This window comes from Comamonas odontotermitis (assembly GCF_040396735.1).
Classification (GTDB): Bacteria; Pseudomonadota; Gammaproteobacteria; order Burkholderiales; family Burkholderiaceae_C; genus Comamonas; species Comamonas odontotermitis_C.
Map to the genome: position 1 here is coordinate 1 of NZ_JBEBNZ010000050.1, position 12,260 is coordinate 12,260.

A 12,260-nucleotide genomic window follows, 5' to 3' on the forward strand; every position below is an offset into this window, starting at 1 on the left:
ACAACAGGAATCACAATCCTGGACTCTACCAACTGAGCTACAGCCACCGTGTTGGTGAAGACATGATTATAGCGGCTAATTTACCACTTCAAACGAAAACGAAGATTTTTATGAAGCCTTGTTTTCTTGTGGACGCGGCACCTTGATCTGCACCTTGAAACGCTCCTTGAGCAATTCATAGTACGCCATGGTTTCCGCATAGCTCTCCAGACGCTCGAACTCCTGTTTCTGCGCCAGGCGGGTTTCCGCACTGTCTTGCGCACGGGGCACTGTCTTGTTGATACGCACCGCTGCGTAGCCATCCTTGCCCAGGTCCACACCAGTCCATGCGGCGGAGCCATCGAACTTGGCATGCATCACGGCATTGATGAGGACAGGCGGCTGACCCTTGACATCCTGGCGCGACACCACAATGGGCGCCGCCAAGCTGGCACCTGCAGCATCGGTCTTCCAGGCTGCCAGCTTCGCCTCGCCCTCCTTGCGTGCCAGCTCGGCCGCCTGCTGCGCAATGTACAAGTCATGCGCCTTGGCCTTGACTTCTTCAAATGGCAGAACGCGTGCATCCTGGTGAGAGACGATGCGGCCGGAGGCCAGCGTGCTGGTGCCGACTTCAATGGCTTCGGTATTGCGCTTGTTCTGCAGCGCGTCGCTCGAGAACAGTGCCTCCAGGAACGTAGGATTGGCCAGCGCACCTGCGGCACCGGCAGCAGGCGTGCGGGTGATGTGTTCTGCCTTCTCGATCTTCAAGCCCAACTTGTCAGCCACAGGCTTGAGACTGTCCGATTGCTCGAACACCGTATTGGAGAAGGTCTCTGCGGCTTCGGCGTATTTCTTCTGCACCTGCTGGGCGCGCACCTCTTCTTCAAGCTTGCTGTGCAGCTCTTCAAAGGTCGGAACGCGAGGCGTCTTGACTTCACCCATCTTGATGATGTGGAAGCCATATTCGGTACTGATGACATCGCTGATTTCGCCCGCTTTCAAGGCAAATGCGGCATCTTCAAAAGGCTTGACCATGTCACCCTTCTTGAAGGCAGGCAAAGCGCCACCATTGACGGCGGAGCTGGTGTCCTGAGAATTCTTCTTGGCCAGTTCTGCAAACTGCGCAGGGTTGGCCTTTGCCTCAGCCTGCAGCGCCTGGGCACGTTGCTTGGCTTTTTCACGGTCGGCCGCCGGCATCGACTGCGGCGCATTGATCAGGATGTGGCTTGCCGTGCGCGTCTCCTGCCCCATGAAGCGGTTCAGGTTTTCCTTGTAGTAGGTGCGCAGATCATCTTCGCTGGGCTGGATCATGCCTTTGACAGTATCGGCATTCAGCACCACATACTCGATGCTGGCTTCCTCCTGCTGGCGGAACAGCTCCTGGTTGGCTTTGTAGAAAGCCTCCAAGTCGGCATCGCTCACCTTCACCTGCGATGCAAAGGCCTTGGCATCGAAGCGTGCAATCTGGATTTCACGCTGCTGATAAAGCGCGTCGATGGCGGTCTTGGTCTGCGCATCGGTCACGAAGGCGGTGTTCGAAACACCACCCAGAACCTGGCGCACGGCCAGATCGCGGCGCATGCTCGCCTCGAAGCCCTCGGGGCTCATGCCCTGCGCACCCACCAGGGCGCGATACGCTTCGACGTCCAGGCTGCCATCGGGCTTTTTCAGCGCGGCAATCTGCGGGATCTCCATCAGCGCGCGCCCCAGCGTGGCGTTGTCCACGGTCAGGTGCATCTTCTGAACGGCAGCGTCCAACACCCGGTCACGCACCATACGCTCCAGCGTGAGGTAACGGGCTTCCGCACCGTCCATCCACTTGGCATCCATGTTGGGATTTTGCTGGCGCATGCGATCGGTCTCCATGCGGTGTGCATTGTCCCAATCCATTTGCGTGATCTCTTTGCCGTTGACCTTGGCGACAACGGGGCTCTTTTCGCTGAAATAGTTCTGGTTCACTCCCACCAGAACAAATGACAGAATGATCAGCAAGAACAGCGGATACATCAGCACCTTGGAGTACTTGCGGATGGATTCAAACATCGTCTAACTTTCTGAGCAAGAAAAAAGAAAAGGCGAACTTTCGTTCGCCTTTGTTCGGTGGTGGTGGGTGCTGACGGGGTCGAACCGCCGACCTACGCCTTGTAAGGGCGCCGCTCTACCAACTGAGCTAAGCACCCCACCTGATAACCTGAATTAGTTCAGAGCATCTTTCAATGCTTTACCGGGGCGGAACTTAGGCACCTTGGCAGCCTTGATCTTGATCGCTGCGCCGGTGCGGGGATTACGACCCGTACGAGCTGCGCGCTTACCAACAGCAAAAGTACCAAAACCTACCAGAGAGACTGTACCACCTTTTTTCAAGGTTTTCTTCACTGCATCAATGGTGGACTCCAGCGCACGAGCAGCGGCAGCCTTGGAGATATCAGCATTATTAGCAATGTGCTCAATGAGTTCAGTTTTATTCACAAGCAGCCTCTATAAATCAAGAGAGTTAGGGAAGTGTGTATCTTGAAATTATGGGCAGTAAGGGCAACACCCGTAAAGCCTCACATCGCAAAAACAACACCACTGGGAAAAAGCATTTTGTCTCAACCCCAGTGCCTTGGCAACGAAAGGATTCTAGACGGATTTTTCTGGGTGATCGCGAAAAAAATCACTTTTTTTCAGCCAGCTTGATTGGTTGGAACCTGTTGGAGCCAAGCCCCGCGCATCTGGCAAGCCATTTGATTCGCCCAGACGCGATGCAGTCTAGCGCAAACCAGCGCACTTGCACTACGAATCAACCCTAGCCTTGATCTCTGGCAATGCCTTTTGCAGGTAGTAGACCATCGACCACACCGTCAGCACGGCGGCAGCCCAGATGAGCCAGGTACCCCACACGCCCGTATCGACAGGGCCGATCTTGCCGTCATAGAGCAGGAACGGAATGGCCACCATCTGCACCGTGGTCTTGATCTTGCCGATCATGTGCACCGCCACGCTCTTGCTGGCACCGATGCGCGCCATCCACTCACGCAGCGCGGAGATGGCAATTTCGCGCCCGATGATGATGAGGGCCACAAACACATCGGCGCGCTGCAGGTAGACCAGGATCAGCAGCGAGGCACACACCAGAAACTTGTCGGCCACCGGGTCGAGAAACGCCCCGAATGACGAGGTCTGGTTGAGCCGGCGCGCCAGAAAACCATCCAGCCAGTCCGTGAAGGCGAACACCACAAACATGCCGCTGGCCCACAGATTCTTCGTGGCCATGTCCAGGTGCGAGTAGTACACGCCGATGATGAGCGGGATCGCGAGGATACGCGTCCACGTCATGATGGTGGGGATGGTGAAAAACATGCATGTATTGTGGCATGCAATGGCCCGCCGGCACGACCCTTGTTGTGACACTTCGCCATGCAGGGGCAGGCCGGAGCGGCACTCAGTGCAGGGCTTTGTAGATGTCTTCTGCAAGTGCCGCCGAGATGCCTTCCACTGTCATCAGGTCGTCCACGCTGGCGTCCTGCACGCCGCGTACACCGCCAAAGCGCTGCAGCAGCCTCGCCCGCTTTTTGGGGCCCACGCCCGGTATCTCTTCAAGGCTGCTGCCACCTACGCGAACCTTGGCGCGCGCCGCGCGCATGCCGGTGATGGCAAAGCGGTGTGCTTCGTCGCGGATCTGCGCCACCAGCATGAGCGCAGCCGAATCCTTGCCCAGGTAGACCTTGTCGCGGCCGTCGCAGAAGACCAGCTCTTCCAGGCCCACCTTGCGGCCCTCGCCCTTTTCCACGCCCACGATGCGCGACAGATCAAGCCCGAGTTCGGTGAACACTTCGCGCGCCACGCCCACCTGGCCCTTGCCGCCGTCAATCAGCACGATATCGGGCAGCCGTGCGCTGCCCGAGGCCAATTCTGCCCCCCCTGCATCGCGCTGCGCCTCGGCCACCTTGCTGTAGCGGCGCGTGAGTACCTGGCGCATGGCGGCGTAGTCGTCGCCGCCGGTGATGCCGTCGATCTTGTAGCGCCGGTACTCGCTGCTCTGCATCTTGTGGTGGTGAAACACCACGCATGAGGCCTGGGTGTTCTCGCCTGCAGTGTGAGAAATGTCGAAACACTCGATGGTCAACTGGTCGACGTCATCCTGCGGCAGATCCAGCGCATCGACCAGCGCGCGCGTGCGCGCCTGCTGCGAGCCCTCTTCGGCCAGCAGGCGTGCCAGCTGCAGCTGCGCGTTCTTCTCTGCCATCTCCAGCCACACGCGGCGCTCTTCGCGCGGCTGCGACACCGCCGCCATGCGCTGCCCCACCTGCTCTGACAGTGCCCGCAGCAGCGAGGTGTCGACCGGATCGCTCACCACAAGCACCGGCGGAGGCGCCACCTGCAGGTAGTGCTGCGCCACAAAGGCTTCCAGCACACGGGACTCCACTTGCTTTACCAGCTGACTGCGCCCATCTGACATCCGCTGATTGCTATCATTTTCTTCCAAATCAGCCTGTGCAATGGCAGTGCTGTCCTCGACATGCACCGGAAAATAGGCACGGTCGCCCAGATGCCGCCCACCGCGCACCATGGCAAGGTTGACGCAGGCCTTGCCGCCCTGCACCTTGACGGCCAGAATGTCCACATCCCGGTCATCGGTGGTCTCCACGCTCTGCTGGTGCAGCACGCTGGCCAACGCCTTGATCTGGTTGCGGATTTCCGCTGCCTGCTCAAACTCCAGCTTGTCCGAATGCGCCATCATGCGCGCCTCCAGTGTCTTGAGCAGCACATCCGTTTCGCCGCGCAGCATGGCCTCGGCATGGGCCACGTCGGCGGCATAGTCCTCTGGCCCGATGTGCTCCACACAGGGTGCACTGCAGCGCTTGATCTGGTAGAGCAGGCATGGCCGCGTGCGGTTGGTAAACACGCTGTCTTCGCAGGTGCGCAGGCGAAAGACTTTCTGCAGCAGCAGGATCGTCTCCTTGACCGCCCAGGCATTGGGATACGGGCCAAAGTAGCGATGCTTCTTGTCGGTGGAGCCGCGGTAGTAGGCAATGCGCGGATAGGCCTGGCTGGGTGGCGTCTTGAGGTTGCCATCATGGATGGCAATGCCGGTGATCTTCAGATAGGGATAGCTTTTGTCGTCCCGAAACAGAATGTTGTATTTGGGATTCTGTGCTTTGATCAGGTTGTTTTCCAGCAGCAGCGCCTCGGCTTCCGAGCGCACGACCGTGGTTTCCATCCGCACAATCTTGCTGACCATGTGGCCGATTCGCGTGCCGCCGTGGTCCTTCTGAAAATAGCTGGATACACGGCGCTTGAGATTAATGGCCTTGCCCACATACAACAAGGCATCGCTGGCATCAAAGTAGCGGTACACGCCGGGCAAGGCGGGCAGCGCGGCCACCTGGGCCAAAAGTTCGGAAGAGTGCACGGGACTGGACATGACACTATTGTGCTATGCCATGGCGCACCCTGGCGGCAGCTGGAAAACTATGGCTTTGATAGCTGGCAGCGCTTGCCAATCAAGCGCCAACGATCAATTTCTCGTGTCAGAAACAGTTCACTGCACGATGCCACGCTCACGCAGTGCTGCGATCTGCTGCGCATCCAGCCCCATGGATTGCAACACCGCATCCGTATCGTCACCCAGGTGCGGCGCGCTGCTGCGTACCGTGCCCGGTGTGCCGCTGAGCTTGGGCACGATGCCCGGCACTTCGAGTGTGTGCCCATCACGGGTCTGCTGCTGCAGGATCATCTGGCGCGCGCGGTAGTGGGGGTCTTGCGCAATGTCCTTGGCGGTATAGACTTTGCCTGCGGGTACGCGGGCAGAAGCCAGCGCATCCATCACCTGGGCAATATCACGCTCGGCCGTCCAGGCGCCAATGGCGGCGTCGATCTCCTGCACCCGAGCCACGCGCCCCGCATTGCCTGCAAGGTCTGACGCGTTGCCCAGGTCGGGACGGCCTATGGTGTCCATCAGGCGCTTGAATATGCTGTCGCCATTGCCTGCCACCAGCACCCAGCCATCCTGGCAGGGGTAGGCGTTGGAAGGCGCGATGCCCGGCAGCGCACTGCCCGCGGCTTCGCGCACCACGCCAAAGGCGCTGTATTCAGGGATCAGGCTCTCCATCACGTTGAAAACCGCTTCATGCAGGGCTACATCGATCACCTGGCCCGCTCCGCCGTTCACCTTGCGGTGGTAGAGCGCCATCATCACGCCGATCACGCCATGCAGCGCCGCCAGCGTGTCGCCAATCGACACCCCTACCCGCACCGGCACGCGGCCGGGCTCGGCCGTCAGATGGCGCAAGCCACCCATGGCTTCGCCAATCACGCCAAAGCCGGGCAGATCGCGGTACGGTCCGCTTTGGCCATAGCCCGAGATACGCAGCATCACCAGCCCCGGGTTGATCGCATGCAATTCTTCGGGCGACATGCCCCAGGCCTCCAGCGTGCCGGGACGAAAGTTCTCCACCAGCACATCGGCTTCGGCAATCAGGCGGCGGGCAATATCCTGCGCCTCTTTCTGCCGCAGATCGAGCGCCACCGATTTCTTGTTGCGCGACTGCACCTGCCACCAGACGGAGGTGCCGTCCTGCAGCAGTCGCCAGTTGCGCAGAGGGTCGCCCGTACCCGTGGCCTCGATCTTGATCACCTCGGCACCAAATTCACCCAGGGTCTTGCCGCAGAATGGCCCGGCAATCAGCTGCCCCATCTCCACCACCTTGACGCCCTGCAGCGCCGCAGGGCTTGCATCCGGTTGAGAAAGGTTTGCAGTGTTCGTATCCATCGGCGTGTCTCCGTCATTCATGGCTGACCGACATTGTCACCCAGTACCGCAGCAATACCGGTGTCTGCGGAGACTGCACTATCATCGCCCTCCTGATGCATGAAGCCCGCCCTGCCCACCGCCCCGTCTGGGATATCTTTTGCCAGGTGATCGACAACTTTGGCGACATCGGCGTGTGCTGGCGGCTGGCGGCCGATCTGGCGCAGCGCGGCTGCCAGGTGCGCCTGTGGGTGGACGATGCCAGCGCCCTGGCCTGGATGGCGCCACACGGCGCGCGCCATGTGCAGGTATTGCCGTGGCCCAAGACTGCCCCGCCCGATGGCCCAGGCGATGTGGTGATCGAGGCTTTTGGCTGTGAAATCCCACCATCCTTTCAGCAGGCCATCGCAGGGAAGGCGCAAGGCAATCCTCGCAGGCCGGTCTGGATCAACCTGGAATACCTTTCTGCACAGGACTATGTGGAACGCTGCCACCGCCTGCCCTCGCGCCTGATGAGTGGCCCTGCGGCGGGGCTCACGCGCTGGTTTTTCTACCCCGGATTCACCGACCGCACCGGCGGCCTGCTGCGTGAAGCCGCTCTGGCAGAGCGCCAGGCCGCATTTGACCGCCCTGCCTGGCGCGCCCGCCACGGCTTGCAGGATGGTGACCTGGTTTTTTCGTTGTTCTGTTATGAACCTGCTGCCTTTTCGCAGGTATTTGCAGCCAGCGGGACCGGCGTGCAATGGCTTGTGACACCCGGGCGTGCAACAGCACTCGTGCAGTCGACGCCGCAGGCGGCAGGCGCCGCCCATGTGCACTACCTGCCAGCAGGCACTCAATTACAGTTTGACGACATGCTGTGGGCCTGCGACCTCAATTTTGTCCGCGGCGAAGATTCCCTGGTGCGCGCCATCTGGGCAGGCAAACCATTCATCTGGCAGATCTATCCGCAGGATGACAATGCGCACCACGCCAAGCTGGCGGCTTTTCTGGACTGGCTGGAGGCACCGGCCAGCCTGCGTGAGGCCCACGCGTTGTGGAATGGCATCGCTCCCGCAGATGGGTCATCGCCCTGGCCCACACCGAGCCCGGCCCTCCTTGCACTATGGGCAAGGTGCGTGCAGGCGGCGCGCCACAGGCTGCAGGCCCAGCCCAGCCTCACTGAACAGCTCATGGCATTTGTGGGCGAAAAAGGTTAGAATCGAAGTCTTTGCGCTTTTCCGCTTTTGGATCGCCAATCGGCCCAACGGATGCGCTCAACGCCGCGGAACATGCTACGGCGCAGCACAGGCAGTGCTCTCGTCCACTGCATCATTTGCCGCCCGTAGCCGTTTGAGCGGCCCCAACACAGGCAAATACTGCTATGAAAATCGCTCAAGAAATCCGTGCCGGCAACGTGATCATGTTCGGCAAAGACCCAATGATCGTTCTGAAGACTGAATACGCTCGTGGCGGCCGTGGTGCTGCAACCGTGCGCATGAAGCTCAAGAGCCTGATCGGCAACTTCGGCACGGAAAACGTGTTCAAGGCCGACGACAAGATCGACAACGTGATCCTGGACAAGAAGGATTGCACCTACTCGTACTTCGCAGACCCGATGTATGTGTGGATGGACCCAGAGTTCAACCAGTACGAAGTGGAAGCCGAAAACATGGCTGACGCACTGAACTACCTGGAAGACGGCATGGAAGCCGAAGTTGTGTTCTACGACGGCAAGGCCATCTCTGTGGAACTGCCCACCACCATCGTGCGCGAAATCACCTGGACCGAGCCAGCCGTCAAGGGCGACACCTCCGGCAAGGTGCTCAAGCCTGCCAAGATCGCCACCGGCTTTGAAGTGGCTGTGCCACTGTTCGTGAGCCAGGAAGACAAGATCGAAATCGACACCCGCACCGGCGAATACCGCAAGCGCGTGTAATGCAGCGCCGGCCGCCCGGGCCGGCTTGCAGATCGACTTCATAAAAAGCCTCCAGCCAGCTGGAGGCTTTTTTGCGTCTGGGGCGCCCCGCTCCAATGCCCCTCCCCGCACCCTGATGGAAGTGCCTACTTCCTCTGAAAGCCCAACCTTCTTCCTGATTGCCCCGGGGAATCCAGAAACATATTTTTACCCACTAAAAATACAAATTTATTTTTGCCCAGGTAGAATTCGGCGCGATATTGATAGAAATTCTGGATTCATCATGGACCATGCGCAAGCCGAAGCACGGCTGACCATTTTTCAAGGCATGCAACGGGTACTGCAGGCAGACCGGCTGAGTGTGCTGCGTTATCTGCAAAACCACGACGAGCTGCACCCGCAAGGCAGTGCACCTGCACCGTGGGTGTTCGACGATGCCACGGGTTTGCGCCTGGATCTGAATTGGCGTGCCGAACTGGCTGAGCATGCGGCAGCCGCATCGCCAGGCCCTGCGGCCACTCCCCCCTCCACAATGGACGTCGACGGTCGCAACTCCGCCCGCTCCCGCGCGGTTGGCCGCCCCAAGCTGGGTGTGGTGTCACGGGAAGTCACCCTGCTTCCACGCCATTGGGAATGGCTGGGTCGCCAGCCTGGCGGCGCATCGGCTGCGTTGCGCCGTCTGATCGAAGACGCTCGCAACGCCCATGCCGCGCAGGACGCCCGGCGCGCAGCAACCGAAGCCACTTACCGCTTCATGCAGGAAATGGCCGGAGACCAGCCGGGCTTTGAAGAAGCCTGTCGCGCATTGTTCGCCAGAAAGGAATCGGCTTTCCAGCTGCAGACCCAGGGCTGGCCGGACGATGTACAGGCCTACCTCCATCAGCTCAGCCGCCCCGTCTGGGCAGGCTGATCTGCCGCTCACCGAGACATCGACCAACCCTGCCGGCGCAGATGTCGATGCGCCGAACACTCGCGTGTTCGCGCGCTCGGCTCGATTATTTACGTTCAGCAACAACCACAACAACAGATGCAAGCCTCCACCTCTCCCATGCCCAGCGCTGCACAGGCAACGCAGCCATCCGACCCTCCCCCGCCCGCGTCATTGACGCAGCCTTCCGGGAATGCACCACAACGCCCTCTGTGGAAGGTGTTCATGGTCTTTCTAGGGCCGATGATCCTGTCCAACATCCTGCAGTCGCTCTCGGGCACGCTCAACAGCATGTTTCTGGGGCAGATGATGGGGTTCAAGGCGCTGGCGGCTGTTGCAGCGTTCTTTCCCGTGATGTTCGTGTTCATTGCCTTCGTCATTGGCCTGGGCGCTGGTGCCTCGGTGCTGATTGGGCAGGCCTGGGGAGCGCGCCAGCTGGACAAGGTGCGTGCCATTGCCGGCACCACCTTGCTTGTGGGCCTGATCTTTGGCGCCGTGGTGGCCGTGTTTGGCGGGCTGTTCACGCGCCCCATCATGCAGCTGCTGGGTACGCCGGCAGACATTCTGGAGCAAGCAACCATTTACTCCCGCATCGTGCTGCTGGGCATGCCGGGGTTGTTTGTGTTCCTGCTGGCCACATCGCTGCTGCGTGGCGTGGGCGACACACTCACACCGATGTGGTCGCTGATCCTGTCCACGGCCATCGGCCTCTTCAGCACACCCGCACTGATTGCGGGCTGGTGGGGCCTACCCCAGTTGGGGGTGGCCAGTGCAGGGGTGTCGATGATTCTGGGCTTCAGCATCGCCCTGGTCTGGCTGGGGGTACACCTGCGCCACAAGGGAAGTGTGCTCGCACCGGGGCGTGCGCTTCTCAAGGCCATGCGAATTGATGTCGTGCTGCTCAAAGGCGTGCTGCGTGTGGGCATTCCTACTGGCGTGCTGATGATTGCCACCTCGCTCGCGGGACTGGTGGTGATGTCGCTGATCAATGGCTTTGGGTCCAGCGCCACTGCGGCGTATGGCGCGGTCAACCAGATCAACTCCTTTGCGCAGTTCCCCCTGATCTCGATCGCGATCACTGCATCCATTCTGGGCGCCCAGGCTATCGGTGCGGGCCATAGTGAGCGTTTGCCCGCCATCGCACGCACCGCCCTCACCATCAATCTGGCGCTGGGTGGCGCGACGGCGCTCGCCGGTTCGTTGTTTGCCAGGCCTTTGCTGCGCATTTTCATTACCGACGAGCAGGTGCTGCATGTGGCGGTCGAGCTGCTGTACATCGTGCTCTGGAGTGGCCTGCTGTTTGGCGCCTTTGCATCGCTGTCCGCCCTGATGCGGGCCAGCGGGGATGTGGTAGTGCCCACCGCGATCACCATTGCCGTGCTGACAGTGCTGGAGTTGCCGCTGGCTTGGCTGCTGAGCCAGCGCTTCGGCTTGATCGGCATCTGGATGGCGTTTCCACTCTCCTACAGCATCACCCTGGGACTGCAGACCTGGTACTACAAGGCCGTCTGGAAGAAGCGACCGATCCGCAAAATGGTATGAGCACTGCCCACCAGACCGCGTGGATTCGGTAAAGCTTTGTCAGCCGTTGCGGCAATTGCGCGGCCGCATGGTGACAGCCTGTTCAAAAACTGAAATCATTGCCCACCTGCACTTGTGGCGCCCACACCTCTCTATGCCCGATACCAACAAATACCGCGTCCCCACCAAAGGCAAGGTCAAGCTTGCCAACTACGACCCTGCGGCAACCCCGTTTGCGCATGACAGCGTCAAGGCGCAGGAAAAAGACCTGAAGGCGCTGAACCAGCAATTGGCGCAACTGGTGCGTCCACTGCAGGCCGAAGGCAAGCGCTCCATCCTGCTGGTACTGCAGGGCATGGATACCGCCGGCAAGGATGGCGCGGTTCGCGGTGTGTTCAAGTACACCAGCCCGCTGGGTGTTCGCCTGGCGACCTTCAAGGCCCCTTCCAAGGACGAACTGGCCCACGATTATCTGTGGCGCTGCCACGCCGTGGTGCCAGCAAAGGGCGAGATCGGCGTCTGGAACCGCAGCCACTATGAAGACGTGCTGGTGCCCGTCGTCAACCAATGGATCGACAAGGACACCACCAGACAGCGGTATGGACAGATCAACGACTTTGAACGCATGCTGACCGAAAACGGCACCACGGTGCTCAAATGCATGCTGCACATCAGCAAGGACGAGCAGCGCAAGCGCCTGCAGGAGCGTATCGATGTTCCCGACAAGCGCTGGAAGTTCAGCCTCGGCGATCTGGAGGTGCGCAAGCAGTGGGACGCGTACCAGCAGGCCTACGAAGACCTGCTGGAGGCAACCTCGACCCCGCATGCGCCCTGGTACATCATTCCTGCCGACGACAAGCTGCACCGCAACCTGATGGTGAACACCCTGCTCAATCACACCCTGCTGGACATGCAGCCGCAGTACCCGGTGGACTACCCGGAGCTTGCAGGCCTGCAGGTTGTGTAAGCACGCTTCCCAAAGCGGTTTTTTAAACAAAATAGCTGCTGGCGCACATTGGACGCGCGCCAGCAGCTATTGTTTTGATACCTTGGATTTGTCTTAGAACGTGTTTACGATCTCCTCGCGCCGCGACCGTGGCTTTGCGGGACGCCCGGCTAGGGATGGGCTGCTAGGGGCGCGCCTGGCGGCGCAATACCGCAGCAATAGCCCCGCTATTGCGAGGATTTGCAACAACGCAGAC

Annotated in this window: 10 protein-coding genes and 1 tRNA gene; 5 read left to right on the forward strand and 6 right to left on the reverse strand. The window is 60.3% G+C overall.

The window, feature by feature from the left end:
• Positions 1 to 108: 108 nt before the first annotated feature.
• From ACH2DG_RS20335 to ACH2DG_RS20360, 6 genes are all read right to left on the reverse strand, one after another.
• Positions 109 to 2,022 carry a SurA N-terminal domain-containing protein gene (locus tag ACH2DG_RS20335; RefSeq protein WP_395028372.1) on the reverse strand — a complete coding sequence of 638 codons (1,914 nt, stop codon included), beginning with the start codon at positions 2,020 to 2,022 and terminating at the stop codon, positions 109 to 111.
• 61 nt (positions 2,023 to 2,083) lie between these two features.
• Positions 2,084 to 2,159: transfer RNA gene (locus ACH2DG_RS20340), tRNA-Val, on the reverse strand.
• Positions 2,160 to 2,175: 16 nt separating this feature from the next.
• Positions 2,176 to 2,448, reverse strand: a complete 273-nt coding sequence (locus ACH2DG_RS20345; protein WP_021026954.1) for an HU family DNA-binding protein — start codon at positions 2,446 to 2,448, stop codon at positions 2,176 to 2,178.
• A gap of 306 nt (positions 2,449 to 2,754) precedes the next feature.
• A complete protein-coding gene (gene pgsA / locus ACH2DG_RS20350; protein WP_395028373.1) occupies positions 2,755 to 3,321 on the reverse strand; it encodes a CDP-diacylglycerol--glycerol-3-phosphate 3-phosphatidyltransferase in 567 nt (188 codons plus the stop codon).
• 82 nt (positions 3,322 to 3,403) lie between these two features.
• A complete protein-coding gene (gene uvrC / locus ACH2DG_RS20355) occupies positions 3,404 to 5,386 on the reverse strand; it encodes an excinuclease ABC subunit UvrC (RefSeq protein WP_395028375.1) in 1,983 nt (660 codons plus the stop codon).
• A gap of 117 nt (positions 5,387 to 5,503) precedes the next feature.
• Entirely contained in the window at positions 5,504 to 6,733 is a 1,230-nt protein-coding gene (locus ACH2DG_RS20360) for a CaiB/BaiF CoA transferase family protein (protein ID WP_395028376.1), read from the reverse strand.
• A gap of 95 nt (positions 6,734 to 6,828) precedes the next feature.
• On the opposite strand from ACH2DG_RS20360, the gene earP reads away from it, so the two are divergent.
• The 5 genes from earP (at position 6,829) to ACH2DG_RS20385 (ending at position 12,025) form a co-directional block, all read left to right on the forward strand.
• Positions 6,829 to 7,911 carry an elongation factor P maturation arginine rhamnosyltransferase EarP gene (earP, locus tag ACH2DG_RS20365; protein WP_395028377.1) on the forward strand — a complete coding sequence of 361 codons (1,083 nt, stop codon included), beginning with the start codon at positions 6,829 to 6,831 and terminating at the stop codon, positions 7,909 to 7,911.
• A 164-nt stretch (positions 7,912 to 8,075) separates the two neighbouring features.
• Positions 8,076 to 8,630 (forward strand): elongation factor P, encoded by a 555-nt coding sequence (gene efp / locus ACH2DG_RS20370; RefSeq protein ID WP_184711640.1) that lies wholly within the window; start codon positions 8,076 to 8,078, stop codon positions 8,628 to 8,630.
• 262 nt (positions 8,631 to 8,892) lie between these two features.
• Positions 8,893 to 9,519, forward strand: a complete 627-nt coding sequence (locus ACH2DG_RS20375) for a DUF2239 family protein (protein WP_395028379.1) — start codon at positions 8,893 to 8,895, stop codon at positions 9,517 to 9,519.
• A 138-nt stretch (positions 9,520 to 9,657) separates the two neighbouring features.
• A complete protein-coding gene (locus tag ACH2DG_RS20380) occupies positions 9,658 to 11,079 on the forward strand; it encodes an MATE family efflux transporter (protein ID WP_395028381.1) in 1,422 nt (473 codons plus the stop codon).
• A gap of 133 nt (positions 11,080 to 11,212) precedes the next feature.
• The gene (locus ACH2DG_RS20385; RefSeq protein ID WP_395028380.1) at positions 11,213 to 12,025 is read left to right on the forward strand and encodes a PPK2 family polyphosphate kinase; all 813 of its coding nucleotides are present in this window, start codon (positions 11,213 to 11,215) and stop codon (positions 12,023 to 12,025) included.
• The last annotated feature ends 235 nt before the right edge of the window (positions 12,026 to 12,260 follow it).